We start from the raw sequence: 19,699 nt of genomic DNA, 5'->3' as shown, positions 1-19,699 counted from the left end.
CCTGACTTACTTTAGTGTGAGACTCTTGATACTTTCGCTATCTGATCCGAGGATCAGCTCGCTTCCATCAAGCGCCCACACTTATCGGCTGTTAATTTTTAAAGAGCATTCTGCGAGGAACTTCGTGCTTCCCGGCAGCGCTGCGTTTTCAGCAGCAGAGAAGCGAGATTATGAACCGTGTTTCGCAGTTCGTCAACAACTTTTTTACACTACATCGTTGCGACTGCGGGGCTCAACTTCCAGGCCAGTGGCGCGCTCCAGCACACCACCCACCCTGCTTCCCTTCTCCCGCGCCGCGTTTCCGTTAGCGCGAAAGAGGCGTGATTCTAAGCACCCACCCCCGTCTACGCAAGCCCTTTGTGAAAATATTTTGAAAAAGCCCCCGTGCGCTGACGCGCACGGGGGCTTTGGGCTCGACGGGCCAAGGGGTGCCGCTGACCTACGCGTTGCCGGCAACACTTCCCTCTATATATAGAGACGCGTCACTTGCCGACCACCGCAGCCTGCAGTTGCTCGACCGGCACCGCGTCGGCCATCGCCGTGTAGCCAGCGTCGCTCGGATGAATACCGTCCCCGCTATCGTATCGGCGCTGCAGCACGCTCGGGCGCGCCGGATCGCGCAGCACAGCATCGAAGTCGACCACGCCATCGAACCCGCTACCGCTCCGGATCCACCGGTTCACCTCGAGCCGGATCGCCTCGCGCCCCGCCGGTAGCCCAGCCGGCGTCAGCGTCGCGCCGAAGACCTTCACGCCCTGACGGTGCGCCGCTTCGATCAGCCGGCGGTAGCCGTCGATCAAGGATGCAGCCGTGACCTGCGTATGCGGGTGGTCGCAATCGAGCCCCGCGTGCGGCGGCATCGCCGCAAAATTGATGTCGTTGATACCGATCAGCACGATCGCGGCCTTCACACCTGCGCGCGACAGCGCATCGCGCTCGAACCGCGACGCCAGCGACGTGCCATAGCAAGCCGAATCGCTGAGCAGCCGATTCCCGCTGATACCAAGATTCGCGACACCGATCGACTCCACGCCGGTGGCAGTCAGCCGACGCGCGAGCGCATCCGGCCAGCGGTGATTCCGGTTCACGCTCGAGCGCAGTCCGTCGGTGATCGAATCGCCGATCGCCGCTACGCTGGCGCGCGCTGAACCGGCCTCGACCGCGAGCTCGCTCACCCATGCGTATTGGGTAAATCGGGTGCGAAACGCGGCGGCGCCCGGATCACTCACGTGATCACCCGGTGCAGACACGTAATTGAACTGGTTCGACACGCGGTGCCAGACCGTCATCCGCTGGTTCGCCCCCATCTGGAGGCTGATCGCATACGGCCGCCCGGCCGCCACATCGATCGCCACCGGATCGCTTTCGAGTTCCTGGCCTGGCGCCAGCGTCACCGACGCCTTGCCGCCGAACCGGACCGGCGCCGCGGCACCAGCCAGCGCCGCCCCTTCACCGGCGCGCGCGAGGCTCGCCGCCTCGACGACCAGCGGCGCACGTCCGTAGGCATTGCTGACGCGGATCCGCGCGGCACGCCCCGACACCGTTGGATAGACGATCTGGCGCACGGCACGTCCGGACACGTCGGGTGCGCGATAGAGCGGCGGCGGTGCGGCCAGGTCGGGGATCGGCTGCAGCGCGGTCGCCCACGCCGCCACCCATCCGGCCGGCGCGGCCGAGGCCGACGCCGCGAGCGGCGAGACAGAGACGGCCGCGCCCAGCACGGCCGCGGCGATACTGCTTCGAAATGACATCGGCAAAATCCTCGTCGGAAAGCGTGCATTGTGCCGCAGAAGACGCGAACCCCACGCCCCGGATCACCGTCACGCCGCCCGATCGCGCCCCGACGTCCCTCGTTTACCCGAGTCTCGCCGCAAATCCGCAAGAAATATATTAACCGACCGGTCGGTTGGTTTATACTTCGCACACATTCACCGGACGAGAGCTTCGCCATGTACACGCAATCCCTCGACATCCCAGGCAACGTCGCGCCGCTCGACGCCGCAGCCGAGTCGCCCGAGCAGGCGCGGTTCGATGCGGTCATGGCCGCCGACGGCAAGATCGAACCGCAGGACTGGATGCCCGATGCCTATCGCAAGACGCTGGTTCGCCAGATCTCGCAGCACGCGCACTCGGAAGTCGTGGGCATGCTGCCCGAAGGCAACTGGATCTCACGCGCACCGAGCCTGAAGCGCAAGGCGATCCTGCTCGCGAAGGTCCAGGACGAAGCCGGTCACGGCCTCTATCTTTATAGCGCGGCCGAAACGCTCGGCGTGTCGCGCAATTCGCTGATCGACGCACTGCTCGCCGGCAAGGCGAAATACTCGAGCATCTTCAATTACCCGACGCCCACCTGGGCCGACGTCGGCGTGATCGGCTGGCTCGTCGACGGCGCCGCGATCATGAACCAGATTCCGCTGTGCCGCTGCACGTACGGCCCGTACGCGCGCGCCATGATCCGCGTGTGCAAGGAAGAATCGTTCCACCAGCGCCAGGGTTTCGACGCACTGCTGTCGATGATGAAGGGCACCGACGCGCAACGCGCAATGGTCCAGCAGGCCGTGAACCGGTGGTGGTGGCCGGTGCTGATGATGTTCGGCCCGAGCGACGCCGATTCGGTCCACAGCAACCAGTCCGCGAAATGGGGCATCAAGCGGATCTCGAACGACGATCTGCGGCAGAAGTTCGTCGACGCGACGGTCGACCAGGCGAAGGTGCTCGGCGTGACGCTGCCCGACCCCGACCTGAAGTGGAACGAGGCGCGCGGCCATCACGACTACGGCACGATCGACTGGGACGAATTCTGGCGCGTGGTCAACGGCGACGGCCCGTGCAACAAGGAACGCCTCGCGACCCGCGTGAAAGCGCACGGGGACGGCGCATGGGTGCGCGAAGCCGCACTCGCCCACGAAGCCAAGCGCCGCGCCCGCGCCGAACAGCACGCTGCCTGAGCGGCGGCACACCATCGAATTCAGGATTGAGGAGAAAGTGATGAACAAGGAATGGCCGATCTGGGAAGTGTTCGTGCGCAGCAAGCAGGGGCTCGACCACAAGCATTGCGGCAGCCTGCACGCCGCCGACGCATCGATGGCGCTGCGCATGGCGCGCGACGTCTACACGCGCCGCCAGGAAGGCGTGAGCATCTGGGTGGTGCCGTCGGCGGCCATTACCGCGTCCGATCCGAACGAGAAGGCGGAGCTGTTCGAACCGGCGGGCGACAAGATCTACCGTCACCCGACGTTCTACACGCTGCCCGACGAAGTCAACCACATGTAACGCCCGCGCCATGACGATCACGCCCGAACACCTCTCCTATGTGCTGCGCCTCGCGGACAACACGCTGATCCTCGGTCAGCGCAACGCCGAATGGTGCGGCCACGGCCCGATCCTCGAGGAAGACATCGCGCTCACCAACATGAGCCTCGACCTCATCGGCCAGGCGCGCATGCTGTATACGCACGCGGCCGAACTCGAGCGCCAGCTCACCGGCGCGACGAAGACCGAAGACGACTACGCGTACTTTCGCACCGAGCGCGAGTTCGCGAACTTCACGCTCGCCGAGCTGCCGCACTATGGCCCGATCGCCGGCACCGCGCGCGCCGACAACGATTACGCGGTGACGATCGTGCGCAACTTCCTGTACTCGGCGCTGATGCTGCACGTGTGGACCGCACTCGAAACGTCGACCGACCCGCAGCTCGCCGCGATCGCCGCGAAATCGGTAAAGGAAACCCGCTATCACGTGCAGCATGCACGCGAGTGGCTGGTTCGCCTCGGTGACGGCACCGACGAATCGCACCGCCGCGCGCAGAACGCGCTCGACTACCTGACGCCGTACACGCGCGAATTCTTCGCTGCCGATGCAATCGACGACGCGGTCGCCGCCGCGGGCATCGCCCCCGCGCCGGCCACGCTCGAAGCAGCATGGCGCGCGGACGTGGACGACGCGCTCGCGGAAGCGACGCTCACGCTGCCGGCCCCCGTGCAGCATGTGACGACCGGCAAGCAGGGCGAGCACTCGGAGCACATGGGCTACCTGCTCGCGGAACTGCAGAGCCTCGCACGCCAGCATCCCGGCGCGAGCTGGTAACCGGCCGCCGCCCAACGGAGCCCGACGATGTCCGTCCAGACCGCCCCCGCTAACGCCGATCCCGTCGCGCGCCACGCCGACCCGTTGCTCGCCCGTGCATGGGACGTGCTCGAAGCCGTGCCCGATCCCGAGATCCCGGTCGTGTCGATCCGCGAGCTCGGCATCCTGCGCGACGTCCGCCGCGCGGACGACGGCCAGCTCGAGGTCGTCATCACGCCGACCTACTCGGGTTGCCCGGCCATGTCGCAGATCGCGGAGGACATCGCTGCCGCGCTGCAGGCCGCGGACCTCCCGGCGCACCGGATCGAGACGGTGCTCGCCCCCGCGTGGACGACCGACTGGATCACGCAGGAAGCGCGCGACAAGCTGCGCGCGTACGGCATCGCGCCGCCGGTCGGACAGTGCGGCACCGCCGCGCCGCGGGAAAACGTCGTGCGCTTCGTGCCGCGACCGGTCGCGGCCCCCGCATGCCCGCGCTGCGGCTCCGCCCGCACCGAGCGTCTCGCGCAATTCGCGTCCACGGCCTGCAAGGCGCTGTATCGCTGCGTCGACTGCCGCGAACCCTTCGACTACTTCAAACCTTATTAATCGATATGGCGACCCCGCAATTTCATCCGCTGCGTATCCGCGACGTGCGGCCCGAGACCGCCGACGCCGTCACCGTCTCCTTCGACGTGCCGCCCGATCTGCGCGATGCGTACCGCTTCACGCAGGGCCAGTTCGTCACGCTGAAGACCCACATCGACGGTGAGGAAACGCGCCGCTCGTATTCGATCTGCGTCGGCACGACGGACTACGATCGTGACGGCGAACTGCGCATCGGCATCAAGCGGGTGCGCGGCGGCCGCTTCTCGAACTTCGCGTTCGACTCGCTCAAGCCGGGGCACACGATCGACGTGATGACGCCGGACGGCCGGTTCTTCACGCACCTGAACGCCGATCACGGCAAGCAGTACGTCGCGTTTTCCGGCGGCTCCGGCATCACGCCGGTGCTCGCGATCGTGAAGACGACGCTCGAACTCGAGCCGCGCAGCACGTTCACGCTGATCTACGGCAACCGCAGCGTCGACGCGATCATGTTCGCGGAGGAGCTCGAGGACCTGAAGAACCGCTACATGAACCGCTTCGTCCTCTATCACGTGCTGTCGGACGACCAGCAGGACGTCGCGCTGTTCAACGGCGTGCTCGACCAGGCGAAATGCGCGGAATTCCTCGACACGCTGATGCCGGCCGACGCGATCGACGAGGCATTCATCTGCGGCCCCGCGCCGATGATGGATGCAGCCGAGGCCGCGCTGAAGGCTGCCGGCGTGCCGCAGGCGAAGGTGCACGTCGAGCGCTTCGGCACACCGTTGCCGCAGGCCGGCGCGCCGATCGTCGAAATCACCGACCAGACGCCGGCCGCCGACCTCGAAATCGTGCTCGACGGCAAGAAACGCAAGCTGCGCCTGCCGTACGAAGGCGTGAGCCTGCTCGACATCGGCCTGCGCGCGGGCCTCGCGCTGCCGTACGCGTGCAAGGGCGGTGTGTGCTGCACGTGCCGCGCGAAGGTGCTCGAGGGCGAAGTGCGGATGGAGAAGAACTACACGCTCGAAGAGCATGAAGTGAAGGACGGCTTCGTGCTCACGTGCCAGTGCCACCCGGTCAGCGACAAGGTCGTCGTGAGCTACGACGAGCGTTGAGCGACGTCGCGTCGCGGCGCCGGACGGTTTCTCGCCGTCACACATCTCGCTTACACTAGGGGCCGCCGGCCGGCTGGACATCGCAACGTCCGCCCGGCCGGCGGTTTTCTTTTGTTGACGACAGGCCGATGAGTACCATTCATGTGATTCAGGGCGGCACCGCCGCCGCGTCGCTGCGCGAGGCACTCGCGCAAGCCGGACGCGACGAGCGCGTCGTCGGATTGCTCGACGATCTCGGCGTCGGGCCGCTCAAGGGCGCCGACGAGACGCCCGACACGCGCGCCGCCTTCTGGCAGCGCGTGCTCGGCGACCAGATTCCCGACTGGAACGCGGAGATCGAAGGCGAGTTCGCGCGCCTCGACCAGCTCGCGACGGATACCGGCCAGGTGGTGGTGTGGCATGCGCCGAGCGTCGGCGACAAGCTGCTGCTGCGCCGCGTCGCCTATCACCTGCGCAACGTCCCGCAACGCCTGAACGAAGTGCGTCTGTCGGCCGCCGATCTCGACTCGGCGCAGCGCACGGCGCTGTCGCGCACCGACCAGGCGTGCGCGACCGGCATGTTCTCGCCGGCCGAGCTGGCGCGCAAGCGCCCGGTGGCCGCGCCGATCTCGGTACTGCGCATCGGCCGCCTCGCACTCGAATGGCAGGAGGCGAAACACCTGAACGCCGAGCTGCGCTACTGGGTCAGCAACACGATCAAGAGCGGCTACTATGAGGACCTCGACGCGCTGATCGTCGCGCGCGCGGAAACCGACTGGCGGCCCGCGGCGCGCCTCGTCGGCACCATCATGGCCGACGCCGACCGCGGCGGGCTGTTCGTCAGCGACTCGATCGCCTGGTGGCGCTGCCGCGAACTCGCGGCAGCCGGCCGGCTCGAGCTGCAGGACGACGCGCCCGACGCCCTCTCTTCCACGCAGGTGCGCGCGGCCCGCACGGCCACCGCGCACCGCTAATCTTCCCCATTCGACCATGGCCCGTACCCGAGCGCCCGACCACGAATCCCAGCGCGAGCAGATCCTCGATCTGGCCGCCGAGAAATTCGCGCAGACGAGCTACCCGAGCACGTCGATGTCCGATCTCGCGACCGCGAGCGGCACGTCCAAGGCGCGCCTCTATCACTACTACGAGAGCAAGGAAGCGATCCTGTTCGACCTGCTCGACCGCTACACGAAACGGCTGATGCTGATCATCGCCGAGGTGGAAGGGGCGAGCCAGCGACGCGGCCTCAGCGAGCGTGATGCGTTCGCTGAGCTCGTGCGTGCGTTCCTCGCCGAATACGAGACGTCGCACAGCCGGCACGTCGCGCTGCTCAACGACGTGAAGTATCTCGAGGACGCGCAGCGCGAAATCGTGCTCGACCGCCAGCGCGACATCGTCGCGGCGTTCACGCGACAGCTCGCACGCGCATACCCGGACCGCATCTCGAAGGAAAACCAGACGTCCGTGACGATGATGGTGTTCGGGATGATCAACTGGACGTTCACATGGCTGAAGCCGGGCGGCCGCCTCGGCTACCGGGACTTCGCCGAGCAGGTGATCGACCTGATCGAGCGCGGGCTGTCGACGGCGGCCTGATTGCCGCGCAGCAGCATGCGTTGCGCGACGGGTACACTTCGACCACTTGCCGCGCATTTCATATGATGAATTTTAAATCCGTTAAAAATCAAATAGATACTAAATTAACTAAGCGGTTTTAGAATTTCTCCTCGGCACAAATAACGTCAAATACGGGTTTTCCCCAACCCTCGTCGGGTAAAATGCTGTTGCATTGCACAATCCGCTTGTGCACCCACACACTGAGGAACCCACGATGAACACGCAATTCAACGGCCCTGCCGAAGTTGTCGGCACGGTCGGCAGTGCGCCGGTTCTCGTCAGGGAACTGGCTTCCAAAGACCGTGAGCAGATGCTCACCCACTTTCTCTCGCTCGACGAAGAGGACCGCCTGCTGCGCTTCGGCCAGATGGTGCCCGACCACGTGATCGAGAATTATGTCCGCACGATCGACTTCGGCCGCGACACCGTGTTCGGCGTGTTCGACCACGACCTCGAACTGATCGGCGTCGGCCACCTGGCCTACCTGCCGGCCGAGGGCAACAAGCGCACGGCCGAATTCGGCGTGTCGGTGCTCGAAAGCGCACGCGGCCGCGGCGTCGGCTCGAAGCTGTTCGAGCGCGCGGCGATCCGCAGCCGCAACACGCACGTGACGATGCTGTACATGCACTGCCTGTCGCGTAACGCAACGATGATGCACATCGCGAAGAAATCCGGGATGCGGATCGAGTACGCGTACGGCGAAGCCGATGCGTACCTGTCGCTGCCGCCGGCCGACCACTCGACGATCATCGCCGAGATGCTGCAGGAGCAGGCCGCGGTGTTCGACTACGCGATGAAGCGCCAGGCGCGCCGCACCACGAAGTTCATCGAATCGCTGATGCCCGCCGCGCTGACGGCGTAACTTCAGCCAGCCGGGCCGCGCCTGCCGCGCGCCCGGCCTCCCCTTTCCCCCCGCGCACTAGCGCACCGAACGAATCGGCAACGCCGTCGTCTCCTTGAAGCATTCGAGCGAAAAGCTCGTCTTCACGTCGATCACCGACGGGTGATGCAGCAGATGCTCCTGCACGAAGCGGGAGAAATGCGCCATGTCCTCGACCTGCACGCGCAGCAGGTAATCCATGTCCCCCGTCATCGCATGGCACGCGACCACTTCCGGCCAGGTCTGCACGGCCGCGCGAAACAGGTCCGCATGGGTCGCGCCCGCCCGCGCCGACGTTTCGTCGGCCCGCACCGGCGCCAGGCCGCCGCGCTTCTCGAGCCGCACGCTCACGTACGCGAGCAGGTCGAGCCCGAGCTTCTGCGGGTCCAGCAGCGCGACATAACCGGTGATCACGCCGATCTCCTCGAGCCGCCGGATCCGCCGCAGGCACGGGCTCGGCGACAGGTTCACGCGCTCGGCGATTTCCTGGTTCGACAGGCGCCCGTTCTCCTGAAGAATCGCGAGAATCCGCCGGTCGATGGCATCCAATTCGGCTTGCGCCATCTTCTGCCCTCCAATGAATGGTTTGAGACGGGAAATTGCGCCATCGTAGGTTCGGGCAATTAAGTTCGCAAGTTTACGCTCGCGGCTGCCCGCTACACTTTGTCGCACGCACCGATTCGTCGCGCACGCCACCGCGTGTGCCACGTTCGACATCGAACCAGGCCGGGCCTGCACACGTCGCCCCGGCCGATCGCCCCCACAGGAGACACGCCATGCAGATCCCGAACTGGGACAACCCCGTCGGCACCGACGGCTTCGAATTCATCGAATACACGGCACCGGACCCGAAAGCGCTCGGACAACTGTTCGAACGGATGGGTTTCACCGCGATCGCGCGCCACCGCCACAAGGACGTGACGGTGTACCGCCAGGGCGACATCAACTTCATCATCAACGCCGAACCCGATTCGTTCGCGCAACGCTTCGCGCGCCTGCACGGCCCGTCGATCTGCGCGATCGCGTTCCGCGTGCAGGACGCCGCGAAGGCGTACCAGCACGCACTGGAACTCGGCGCATGGGGCTTCGACAACAAGACCGGCCCGATGGAGCTGAACATCCCGGCGATCAAGGGCATCGGCGATTCGCTGATCTACTTCGTCGACCGCTGGCGCGGCAAGAACGGCGCGCAACCGGGCGCCATCGGCGACATCAGCATCTACGACGTCGACTTCGAGCCGATCGCCGGCGCGAACCCGAACCCGGTCGGCCACGGCCTCACCTACATCGATCACCTGACGCACAACGTGCATCGCGGCCGCATGCAGGAATGGGCCGAGTTCTACGAGCGCCTGTTCAACTTCCGCGAAGTGCGTTACTTCGACATCGAAGGCAAGGTGACGGGCGTGAAGTCGAAGGCGATGACGTCGCCGTGCGGCAAGATCCGCATCCCGATCAACGAGGAAGGCTCGGATACGGCCGGCCAGATCCAGGAATACCTCGACGCATACCACGGCGAAGGCATCCAGCACATCGCGCTCGGCGCCGCCGACATCTACCAGGCGGTCGATGGCCTGCGCAGCAAGGAAGTGAAGCTGCTCGACACGATCGACACGTATTACGAACTGGTCGACCGCCGCGTGCCGAACCACGGCGAATCGCTGGACGAACTGAAGAAGCGCAAGATCCTGATCGACGGCGCGCGCGACGACCTGCTGCTGCAGATCTTCACCGAGAACCAGATCGGGCCGATCTTCTTCGAGATCATCCAGCGCAAGGGCAACCAGGGCTTCGGCGAAGGCAACTTCAAGGCGCTGTTCGAATCGATCGAACTCGACCAGATCCGCCGCGGCGTCGTGCAGGACAAGGCCTGACGCATCCGGCGGGCGGCTGCCCGGGGCAACCCGGCAGCCTGCACGATCCCGCGGCGCAAATAAAAAGGGCGGGAATCCGTGGATTCCCGCCCTTTTTGCATTCCGGCGCGGCCCGCGGGCCGCGCGAGCGGATCAACGCGCGTTCGCCTTCGACTCGACGGCGCGCTCGGCCGACGGCTGCGCGACGGCGTCCTGGCCCGGCACGATCTGCTGCATCTGCGCGCCGGCGGCCGCCAGGGCGCTCGCGCCTCGCGCGTGCACCGGGCCGGTCATCGAGAAAAACGCGGCGGACACGATCAGGAAACTCTGGATATGACGTGTGTTCATTGCACCTCCTGTAAAACTGCCGGCGCCTCCCCGATTGCGTCGAAACAAGCCAACGCGACCGGGCACCTCCGGCAGGCCGACAAGATTAACGGCGTTTGCCCGAAGATGGGGCCGGCTTTACATGCTTTTACATGATGTAACGCATGGTTCCGCCCTGTTTTTCTGATGCGCCGCCGCAATTCCCCCGCGTTCCAACCGATGGGCGGCGGGTTTGCCCCAGTGCTACCATCGCTTAAAACCGGCCAATATGCCGGCCACTGCAGACGCGTCCACAAGACGCCCGAAGCAGTCGAGTTTTGGTGATCCCAAACTGGGTGGAGGAGACAGTTAATGAATGCCCCGCTAGACGCAGGCCAACGCGCATCGCTAGAAGCCGCGCTGAAGTCCGTCACGCTTGACGACAAATACACACTGGAACGCGGCCGCGCGTACATGAGCGGCATCCAGGCCCTCGTGCGCCTGCCGATGCTCCAGCAGGAACGCGATCGTGCCGCCGGCCTCAATACCGCCGGCTTCATCTCCGGCTATCGCGGTTCCCCGCTCGGCGGCCTCGATCTGTCGCTCTGGAAAGCCAAGCAGCACCTGGCCGCCCACCAGATCGTCTTCCAGCCCGGCCTCAACGAAGATCTCGCCGCCACCGCCGTGTGGGGCTCGCAGCAGGTGAACCTGTACCCCGGCGCGAAGCACGACGGCGTGTTCGGCATGTGGTACGGCAAGGGCCCGGGCGTCGACCGCACGGGCGACGTGTTCAAGCACGCGAACTCGGCCGGCTCGTCGCAGCACGGCGGCGTGCTGGTGCTCGCCGGCGACGACCACGCGGCGAAATCGTCGACGCTCGCGCACCAGTCCGAACACATCTTCAAGGCCTGCGGGCTACCGGTGCTGTTCCCGTCCAACGTGCAGGAATATCTCGACTTCGGCCTGCACGGCTGGGCGATGAGCCGCTACTCGGGCCTGTGGGTCGCGCTCAAGTGCGTGACGGACGTGGTCGAATCGTCGGCATCGGTCGACATCGACCCGCATCGCACCGAGATCGTGCTGCCGACCGACTTCATCCTGCCGGAAGGGGGCCTGAACATCCGCTGGCCCGACCCGCCGCTCGTGCAGGAAGCCCGGCTGCTCGACTACAAGTGGTATGCGGCGCTCGCCTACGTGCGTGCAAACAAGCTCGATCGCATCGAGATCGATTCGCCGAGCGCGCGCTTCGGGATCATGACCGGCGGCAAGGCGTACCTCGACGTGCGCCAGGCGCTGACCGACCTCGGCCTCGACGACGAAACCTGCGCGCGGATCGGCATCCGGCTCTACAAGGTCGGCTGCGTGTGGCCGCTCGAAGCGCAGGGCGCGCAGGCGTTCGCGCGCGGGCTCGACGAAATCCTCGTCGTCGAGGAAAAGCGCCAGATCCTCGAATACGCGATCAAGGAAGAGCTGTACAACTGGCCCGACGGGCAACGTCCGCGCGTGTTCGGCAAGTTCGACGAGAAAGACGGCGCCGGCGGCGAATGGTCGGTGCCGATGGGCAACTGGCTGCTGCCCGCGCACTACGAGCTGTCGCCCGCGATCATCGCGAAGGCGATCGCGACACGCCTCGAGAAGTTCGAGCTGCCGTCCGACGTGCGGGCGCGCATCGCCGCGCGCCTCGCCGTGATCAACGCGAAGGAAATGGCGCTCGCGAAGCCGCACGTGCAGACCGAGCGCAAGCCGTGGTTCTGCTCGGGCTGCCCGCACAACACGTCGACCAACGTGCCGGAAGGCTCGCGCGCGATCGCCGGCATCGGCTGCCACTACATGACCGTGTGGATGGACCGCAGCACGAGCACCTTCAGCCAGATGGGCGGCGAAGGCGTGCCGTGGATCGGCCAGGCGCCGTTCACGGACGAGAAGCACGTGTTCGCGAACCTCGGCGACGGCACCTATTTCCACTCGGGCCTGCTGGCCGTGCGCGCGGCGATCTCGTCGAAAGCGAACATCACCTACAAGATCCTCTACAACGACGCCGTCGCGATGACGGGCGGCCAGCCGGTCGACGGCGTGCTGACGGTGCCGCAGATCACGCACCAGCTCGCGTCCGAAGGCGCGAAGAAGATCGTGATCGTCACCGACGAGCCGGAGAAGTACGACAGCCAGAAGGCGCTGCTCGCGCCGGGCGTGACGATCCATCACCGCGACCAGCTCGACGACGTGCAGCGCGAGCTGCGCGAGATCGAAGGCACGACGATCCTGATCTACGACCAGACCTGCGCGACCGAGAAACGCCGCCGCCGCAAACGCGGCACGTATCCGGACCCGGCCAAGCGCGTCGTGATCAACGACGCGGTGTGCGAGGGCTGCGGCGACTGCTCGGTGCAGTCGAACTGCCTGTCGGTCGAGCCGCTGGAAACCGAATTCGGCACGAAGCGCCAGATCAACCAGTCGAGCTGCAACAAGGATTTCTCGTGCGTGAAGGGCTTCTGCCCGAGCTTCGTCACGGTCGAGGGCGGCCAGCTGAAGAAGCCGAAGGCCGTGTCGGTCGACGGCAACGCACTGCCGCCGATCCCCGAACCGACGCTGCCGGACATCGACCGCGCCTACGGCGTGCTCGTCACGGGCGTCGGCGGCACGGGCGTCGTCACGATCGGCGCACTGCTCGGGATGGCCGCGCACCTGGAAAACAAGGGCGTGACCGTGCTCGACGTCACCGGCCTCGCGCAGAAGGGCGGCGCCGTGATGAGCCACGTGCAGATCTCGCACGCGCCGACCGACATCCACGCAACGCGGATCGCGATGGGCGAAGCCGACCTCGTGATCGGCTGCGACGCGATCGTCACGGCCGGCGACGAATGCACGTCGCGGATGCGGCACGACACGACGCGCGTGGTCGTCAACAGCGCGCAGACGCCGACCGCCGAGTTCATCAAGAACCCGAACTGGTCGTTCCCCGGCCTGTCCGCGGAAAACGACATCCGTGCGGCGGCGGGCGAAGCCGTCGATTTCATCGACGCGAACCGCTTCGCGGTCGCGCTGCTCGGCGACGCGATCTACACGAACCCGTTCGTGCTCGGCTACGCGTGGCAAAAGGGCTGGCTGCCGCTCACGCTCGCGTCGCTGGTGCGCGCGATCGAGCTGAATGCGGTATCGGTCGAGAAGAACCGTGCCGCCTTCGACTGGGGCCGCCGCGCCGCATACGACCTGGCGAGCGTGAAGCAGGCCGCGGCCGGCGACGCGCGCCCCGTGCAAGGCGCCACGGTGATTTCGCTGCACACGAAGAAGGCGGTCGACGCGCTAATCGCGAAGCGCGTGGAATTCCTCACCGCGTACCAGAATGCCGCGTATGCGGCACGCTATGCGGCGTTCGTCGACAAGGTGCGCGCCGCCGAGCGCGCACTGGCGGACGGCGACACGGCGCAGGAGCAGCTGACCGAAGCGGTCGCGCGCAACCTGTTCAAGCTGATGGCGTACAAGGACGAATACGAGGTCGCTCGGCTGCAGTCCGATCCGGCATTCCTCGCGCGCCTGACCGCGCAGTTCGAAGGCGACTGGAAGCTGAAATTCCACCTCGCGCCGCCGCTGTTCGCGAAAACGGACGCCCACGGCCATCTCGTGAAGAAGGCGTACGGCCCGTGGATGATGTCGGCGTTCCGGCTGCTCGCGAAGGCGAAGTTCCTGCGCGGCACGGGGCTCGACCCGTTCGGCCGTACCGCGGAGCGTCGCACCGAGCGTGCGCTGATCGGCGAGTACGAAGCGCTGATCGACGAGGTGCTCGCCAAGCTGAACGCGGCCAACCGCCCGCTCGGCGTCGAACTCGCGGCGCTGCCGGACGGCATTCGCGGCTATGGCCACGTGAAGGAGAACAACCTGCGCGCGGTACGGGTGAAGTGGGACACGCTCCTCGCGAAGTGGCGTTCGCCGGCCGGCGGCCAGTCGCACCAGCAGGTCGCGTAACGGCACGCGGCGGGCATTCGCGGCCGGATGCCCGCCAGTGAGCGGCTATCCGCTCACGTCGCTTCGCGAAAAAAAACGCCACGGAACGCAGGTTCCGTGGCGTTTTTCATTGCGCCGCGCGTGAAGCGCGGCACACGCGGGCGTGGACTTACTTCGTGTTCACGTTCGCGGCGGCAACGGCCGTCATGTTGATGATCCGGCGCACGGTCGCGGCCGGCGTCAGGATGTGGGCCGGCTTCGCCGCGCCGAGCAGGAACGGGCCGACCGTCACGCCTTCGCCGCCGACCATCTTCAGCAGGTTGTACGCGATGTTCGCCGCTTCGACGTTCGGCATGATCAGCAGGTTCGCTTCGCCCGACAGCGTCGTGCCGGGGAAGGCCTGCTTGCGGATCATTTCCGACAGCGCCGCGTCGCCGTGCATTTCGCCGTCGACTTCCAGGTTCGGCGCACGTTCGACGATCAGCTTGCGGGCTTCGCCCATGCGGCGCGACGACGCCGACGGCGCGCTGCCGAAGTTCGAGTTCGACAGCAGCGCAGCCTTCGGCACGATGCCGAAGCGCTCGATCTCGGCCGCGGCCTGGATCGTCATGTCGGCGAGCTGTTCCGCGCTCGGCAGCTCGTTCACGTACGTATCGCACACGAACAGGTTGCGGCCCGGCAGCATCAGCAGGTTCATCGCCGCGAAGTGCTCGGCGCCCTTCGCACGGCCCAGCACCTGCTCGATGAACTTCAGGTGGCTGTGGAACGTGTCGATCATCCCGCAGATCATCCCGTCCGCGTCGCCCAGATGCACGAGCATCGCGCCGATCAGCGTGTTGAACTTGCGCATCGCCGCCTTCGCGACTTCCGGCGTCACGCCGTCGCGCGCGCCGATCTCCTGATACGCCTGCCAGTAGCGGTGGTAGCGCGCATCGTCTTCCGGATCGACGATCTCGAAATCGGTGCCGGCCTTCAGCTTCGAGCCGATCTTCGCGAGGCGCATGTCGATGACCGACGGACGGCCGACGAGGATCGGCTTCGCGATCTTTTCCTGCAGCACGAACTGCGCAGCGCGCAGCACGCGCTCGTCCTCGCCCTCGGCGAACACGATGCGGGCCTGCTTCTGCTTCGCGGTGGCGAACACCGGACGCATCACCATGCCGGTGCGGTAGACGGTCGCGCCGAGCTGCTCGCGGTACGCGTCCATGTCCTGGATCGGACGGGTGGCGACGCCCGAATCCATCGCGGCTTGCGCGACGGCCGGCGCGATCTTGATGATCAGGCGCGGGTCGAACGGCTTCGGAATCAGGTAGTCCGGCCCGAATTCGAGCGAGTGGCCTTCATACGCCTTCGCGACTTCCTCGCTCTGGTCGGTTTCCTGCGCCAGCTCGGCGATCGCGCGCACGCACGCGAGCTTCATTTCTTCCGTGATCGTCGTCGCGCCGACGTCGAGCGCGCCGCGGAAGATGAACGGGAAGCACAGCACGTTGTTGACCTGGTTCGGGTAGTCCGAACGGCCGGTCGCGACGATCGCGTCCGGGCGCACGGCCTTCGCGTCTTCCGGGCGAATTTCCGGTTCCGGGTTCGCGAGCGCCAGGATCAACGGGCGCTCGCCCATCGTCTTGACCATGTCCTGCTTCAGCACGCCCGCGCTCGAGCAGCCGAGGAACACGTCCGCGCCGACGATCGCGTCGGCGAGCGTGCGTGCGTCGGTGGTCGCCGCATAGCGCTGCTTCGACGGATCGAGGTTGCCGCGCCCTTCGTAGATCACGCCCTTCGAATCGGCGACGAGGATGTTCGACTTCGTCAGGCCGAGGTTCACCAGCAGGTCCAGACACGCGATCGCCGCGGCGCCCGCGCCCGAGCACACGAGCTTCACTTCGGACAGCTTCTTGCCGACGACCGTCAGGCCGTTCAGGATCGCGGCCGACGCGATGATCGCGGTGCCGTGCTGGTCATCGTGGAAGACGGGAATCTTCATGCGCTCGCGCAGCTTCTGCTCGATGTAGAAGCATTCCGGCGCCTTGATGTCCTCGAGGTTGATGCCGCCGAGCGTCGGCTCGAGCATCGCGATCGCCTCGACGAGCTTGTCGGGGTCGGACTCCGACAGTTCGATGTCGAACACGTCGATGCCCGCGAATTTCTTGAAGAGGCAGCCCTTGCCTTCCATCACCGGCTTCGCGGCGAGCGGGCCGATGTTGCCGAGGCCGAGCACGGCGGTGCCGTTCGTGATGACGCCGACGAGGTTGCCGCGCGACGTGTACTTCTGCGCGTCGAGCGGATCGGCGTGGATCGCTTCGCACGCAGCGGCGACGCCCGGCGAATACGCGAGTGAGAGATCCAGCTGGTTCGACAGCGGCTTGGTCGGGGTGACCGAAATCTTGCCGGGTTTCGGGTTCAGGTGATAAGCGAGTGCGGCCTGCTTCAGTTGTTCGTCCATGATTGACCTGCGAGAGACATGCGAAATATTGACGGTTCAGTACGCCGCACCTTCGGCCGCGTCTGCTTGAATCGAGGGGGTGATCGACTGCGAGACGGCACGCGACGCGCCGGATCGGCACGCCATCGAACCTTGGCGGGTGGCAAGAGGAAAGTACAAAGTACTGAACGATTTCTAAGGGTCGCCTAGTGTACACCCCCTAAATGACGCATGTTGGTGCAACGCCGCATCCCCCGCATCAGCGCAAGCGATCCGGCCCCGCTTGTTTCGCCGGTGGTGAGCCGCGCGGCGAACCCGCGCGAATTCCGCCGAAAACCGGCCTGAATCGGGTAAAATAGCGGGCTACGCGCGCAGCGATGCGATTGGCCCTCCGATCGCGCCCCGGCCCTCCGGGCAGGTTCCCCTTGCTGCGCCACCGGGCCCGCGCCCGCTCTTCGCTCATCACCCAAGGAATGCCCATGACAGGCTACGATCGTCAGTCGATCTCGGATACGACCGCCAAAATCCTGCTCGAAGTACAAGCAGTGCACTTCAACGCAGAAAAACCGTTCATCTTCACGTCCGGCTGGGCAAGCCCCGTCTACATCGACTGCCGCAAGCTGATTTCGTATCCGCGCGTGCGCCGCGCGCTGATGGAAATGGCTGAAACGACGATCACGCGCGACATCGGCTTCGAGCAGATCGACGCGGTGGCGGGCGGCGAGACGGCCGGCATCCCGTTCGCGGCCTGGATCGCGGACCGGATGATGGTGCCGATGCAGTACGTGCGCAAAAAGCCGAAGGGTTTCGGCCGCAACGCACAGATCGAAGGCCATCTGGAAGAAGGCTCGCGCGTGCTGCTGGTGGAAGACCTGACGACCGACAGCCGCAGCAAGATCAACTTCGTCAACGCGCTGCGCACCGCGGGCGCGACGGTGAACCACTGCTTCGTGCTGTTCCACTACAACATCTTCAAGGAAAGCGTGTCGGTCCTGAAGGACATCGACGTCGACCTGCACGCGCTCGCCACGTGGTGGGACGTGCTGCGCGTCGCGAAGGCCTCGGGCTACTTCGAGACGAAGACGCTCGACGAAGTCGAGAAATTCCTGCACGCACCGGCCGAGTGGTCGGCTGCGCACGGCGGCGCAACGTCCCCGAAGGACTGACGCCGCGCCGGCCCGCCGGCCGGCGTCCTGGCTGAACGAGCCGCCCGCTTCATCGCGGGCGGCTTTTTTTCGTCCGTCGATTTTGCGTCCGCCGATTCGTGCGCAAAACGATCGCGACCACGCGTCGCGGCGTGCGTCGCTCATCGAACCCTAATGCTAGACTTGATCCATCGCTGCCATCAGCTGCGCAGGCAACGCACTACGCCAACAATGCCGGACGCATCGGTCCGGCCCACGTGACGGGAGAAGCGCCATATGCGTGTGGATCGCCGGATCACTCCGCCTGCGCCATCAGGTCGCCCGTCGCCGTTCCTCGCCGCCCTCCTTTACGCCGCCGCCCTCTCTGCCCTGCCCGCGCATGCGGAAGGCCCGTTCACCGTGACGAGCGACGACCTGACGCCGGGCGGGCGCGTCCGCGCCGCGAACGTGTTCGACCGCGGCGACTGCAAGGGCGGCAACCACTCGCCGCAGCTCGCCTGGCACAACCCGCCGCCCGGCACGCGCGGCTATGCGGTCACGGTCTTCGATCCCGATGCGCCGGGGCACGGCTGGTGGCACTGGGCGGTGGCGGGCATTCCGGCGACGGTCACGAGCCTGCCCGCCGACGCGAGCGCGTCCGGGTTCCTGCGGCGCATCGGCGCGAGCGAGGCGCGCAACGACTTCGGGATCGACGGCTACGGCGGCCCGTGCCCGCCGCCGGGCAAGCCGCACCGCTACGTGATCACCGTCTATGCGCTCAAGGGCGACGACCTGCGCGTCGCGCAGGGCCGCCCCGCGCCGATGTTCGAGCACGAGATCGGCACGCTGGCGATCGGTACCGCGCAACTCACGGTCAACTACGGGCAGTAACGAGGCAGTGACGGGCGGCGGGCGTGACGCGCCGCCACGCCGCCGCACCGCGATTGCCGGCCGCCGCGGCATGGCATGCTCCGCGCTCACGCGTTCTCCCGTCATTTCGGCTTGCTAGACTCGTCGTCACCGGTCGCGGCACCCTGCCGCGCATCCGTCGCGCCGCCCGCCGGCAGCGCGTGACGCGGCGAGCCTGCGGGCCGCCGTTCCCGTTCCTTTCCGGAGAACGCTTCATGTCGAACATCGTCATCGTCTATCACAGCGGCTACGGTCACACGCAGAAACTGGCCGAGGCCGTGCACGCGGGCGCGCAGGATGCCGGCGCAACCGTGCGCCTGCTCGCCGTCGGCGACGTCGACGACGCGGGCTGGGCTGCGCTCGACGCGGCCGACGCGATCGTCTTCGGCGCGCCGACCTACATGGGCGGCCCGTCGGCGCAGTTCAAGCAGTTTGCCGACGCGACGTCGAAAGCGTGGTTCACGCAGAAATGGAAGGACAAGATCGCCGCAGGCTTCACGAACTCCGCGACGATGAACGGCGACAAGTTCTCGACGATTCAATATTTCGTCACGCTGTCGATGCAGCATGGGATGGTGTGGGTCGGCACGAGCCTGATGCCGGCCAACTCGAAGGCGGCCACGCGCAACGACATCAACTACCTGGGCGGCTCGACGGGCCTGCTCGCGCAGTCGCCGGCCGATTCGACGCCCGACGAAGGCCCGCTGCCGGGCGACCTCGAGACCGGCAAGGCATTCGGCCGGCGGGTTGCCGAAGCGACCGCCCGGTGGGTGGCCGGCCGCGGCTGAGCATGCCCCGGCGCCCGCTCCGGCGGGCGACAAAGGGACGCGAGACGGCCCGCCGGCCGTCTTTTTTTCGCCCCGCGCGGTGCAGGGCCGCCGGATGACGTCTTAAAATGGCG

At 66.3% G+C, this 19,699-nt stretch carries 17 protein-coding genes; 13 read left to right on the top strand and 4 right to left on the bottom strand.

The window, feature by feature from the left end; translation table 11 throughout:
* Window positions 1-482 precede the first annotated feature (482 nt).
* A complete protein-coding gene (locus CFB41_RS01340; RefSeq protein WP_089455433.1) occupies window positions 483-1,751 on the bottom strand; it encodes an SGNH/GDSL hydrolase family protein in 1,269 nt (422 codons plus the stop codon).
* Window positions 1,752-1,949: 198 nt separating this feature from the next.
* Here CFB41_RS01340 and paaA point away from each other — a divergent pair, with 198 nt between their 5' ends.
* The 8 genes from paaA to CFB41_RS01300 all read left to right on the top strand — a co-directional run bounded on the left by paaA (window position 1,950) and on the right by CFB41_RS01300 (window position 8,227).
* Entirely contained in the window at window positions 1,950-2,948 is a 999-nt protein-coding gene (gene paaA / locus CFB41_RS01335; protein ID WP_089455432.1) for a 1,2-phenylacetyl-CoA epoxidase subunit PaaA, read from the top strand.
* Between the two features lie 40 nt (window positions 2,949-2,988).
* Window positions 2,989-3,273, top strand: coding sequence for a 1,2-phenylacetyl-CoA epoxidase subunit PaaB (gene paaB, locus CFB41_RS01330; protein WP_089439024.1), 285 nt, complete (start codon window positions 2,989-2,991; stop codon window positions 3,271-3,273).
* A gap of 10 nt (window positions 3,274-3,283) precedes the next feature.
* A complete protein-coding gene (paaC, locus tag CFB41_RS01325; RefSeq protein ID WP_089455431.1) occupies window positions 3,284-4,087 on the top strand; it encodes a 1,2-phenylacetyl-CoA epoxidase subunit PaaC in 804 nt (267 codons plus the stop codon).
* Between the two features lie 27 nt (window positions 4,088-4,114).
* Window positions 4,115-4,675, top strand: coding sequence for a 1,2-phenylacetyl-CoA epoxidase subunit PaaD (gene paaD / locus CFB41_RS01320; protein WP_089439022.1), 561 nt, complete (start codon window positions 4,115-4,117; stop codon window positions 4,673-4,675).
* Between the two features lie 5 nt (window positions 4,676-4,680).
* Window positions 4,681-5,769, top strand: a complete 1,089-nt coding sequence (paaE, locus tag CFB41_RS01315) for a 1,2-phenylacetyl-CoA epoxidase subunit PaaE (RefSeq protein WP_089455430.1) — start codon at window positions 4,681-4,683, stop codon at window positions 5,767-5,769.
* Window positions 5,770-5,897: 128 nt separating this feature from the next.
* On the top strand, window positions 5,898-6,722 hold the full coding sequence (locus CFB41_RS01310; protein WP_089439020.1) for a DUF1835 domain-containing protein: 825 nt from the start codon (window positions 5,898-5,900) through the stop codon (window positions 6,720-6,722).
* Between the two features lie 16 nt (window positions 6,723-6,738).
* On the top strand, window positions 6,739-7,344 hold the full coding sequence (locus CFB41_RS01305; protein WP_006482923.1) for a TetR/AcrR family transcriptional regulator: 606 nt from the start codon (window positions 6,739-6,741) through the stop codon (window positions 7,342-7,344).
* 235 nt (window positions 7,345-7,579) lie between these two features.
* Window positions 7,580-8,227 carry a GNAT family N-acetyltransferase gene (locus CFB41_RS01300; RefSeq protein WP_089455429.1) on the top strand — a complete coding sequence of 216 codons (648 nt, stop codon included), beginning with the start codon at window positions 7,580-7,582 and terminating at the stop codon, window positions 8,225-8,227.
* 57 nt (window positions 8,228-8,284) lie between these two features.
* Here the strand turns inward: CFB41_RS01300 and CFB41_RS01295 are convergent, their stop codons facing one another.
* Window positions 8,285-8,809: an Lrp/AsnC family transcriptional regulator gene (locus CFB41_RS01295; protein WP_089439019.1), complete on the bottom strand. Its 525-nt coding sequence runs from the start codon at window positions 8,807-8,809 to the stop codon at window positions 8,285-8,287.
* A 212-nt stretch (window positions 8,810-9,021) separates the two neighbouring features.
* Here CFB41_RS01295 and hppD point away from each other — a divergent pair, with 212 nt between their 5' ends.
* Window positions 9,022-10,119, top strand: coding sequence for a 4-hydroxyphenylpyruvate dioxygenase (hppD, locus tag CFB41_RS01290; RefSeq protein WP_089439018.1), 1,098 nt, complete (start codon window positions 9,022-9,024; stop codon window positions 10,117-10,119).
* Window positions 10,120-10,251: 132 nt separating this feature from the next.
* Here the strand turns inward: hppD and CFB41_RS01285 are convergent, their stop codons facing one another.
* A complete protein-coding gene (locus CFB41_RS01285; RefSeq protein ID WP_089455428.1) occupies window positions 10,252-10,446 on the bottom strand; it encodes a hypothetical protein in 195 nt (64 codons plus the stop codon).
* 330 nt (window positions 10,447-10,776) lie between these two features.
* Between CFB41_RS01285 and CFB41_RS01280 the strand changes: the two genes are divergently transcribed.
* Window positions 10,777-14,367 carry an indolepyruvate ferredoxin oxidoreductase family protein gene (locus tag CFB41_RS01280; RefSeq protein WP_089455427.1) on the top strand — a complete coding sequence of 1,197 codons (3,591 nt, stop codon included), beginning with the start codon at window positions 10,777-10,779 and terminating at the stop codon, window positions 14,365-14,367.
* 148 nt (window positions 14,368-14,515) lie between these two features.
* Here the strand turns inward: CFB41_RS01280 and CFB41_RS01275 are convergent, their stop codons facing one another.
* The gene (locus CFB41_RS01275) at window positions 14,516-16,786 is read right to left on the bottom strand and encodes an NADP-dependent malic enzyme (RefSeq protein WP_089455426.1); all 2,271 of its coding nucleotides are present in this window, start codon (window positions 16,784-16,786) and stop codon (window positions 14,516-14,518) included.
* A 458-nt stretch (window positions 16,787-17,244) separates the two neighbouring features.
* Here CFB41_RS01275 and CFB41_RS01270 point away from each other — a divergent pair, with 458 nt between their 5' ends.
* The 3 genes from CFB41_RS01270 (at window position 17,245) to CFB41_RS01260 (ending at window position 19,586) form a co-directional block, all read left to right on the top strand.
* Window positions 17,245-17,931, top strand: coding sequence for an orotate phosphoribosyltransferase (locus CFB41_RS01270; RefSeq protein WP_011350651.1), 687 nt, complete (start codon window positions 17,245-17,247; stop codon window positions 17,929-17,931).
* Between the two features lie 255 nt (window positions 17,932-18,186).
* Window positions 18,187-18,780: a YbhB/YbcL family Raf kinase inhibitor-like protein gene (locus CFB41_RS01265; RefSeq protein WP_089455425.1), complete on the top strand. Its 594-nt coding sequence runs from the start codon at window positions 18,187-18,189 to the stop codon at window positions 18,778-18,780.
* A gap of 233 nt (window positions 18,781-19,013) precedes the next feature.
* Window positions 19,014-19,586 carry a flavodoxin family protein gene (locus CFB41_RS01260; RefSeq protein ID WP_039366855.1) on the top strand — a complete coding sequence of 191 codons (573 nt, stop codon included), beginning with the start codon at window positions 19,014-19,016 and terminating at the stop codon, window positions 19,584-19,586.
* Window positions 19,587-19,699 lie beyond the last annotated feature (113 nt).

The organism is Burkholderia sp. AU33803 (assembly GCF_002223095.1).
Lineage (GTDB): Bacteria > Pseudomonadota > Gammaproteobacteria > Burkholderiales > Burkholderiaceae > Burkholderia.
The sequence above is the reverse complement of the archived record's forward strand: the minus strand, read 5'-3'. Positions and strand labels throughout refer to the sequence as shown.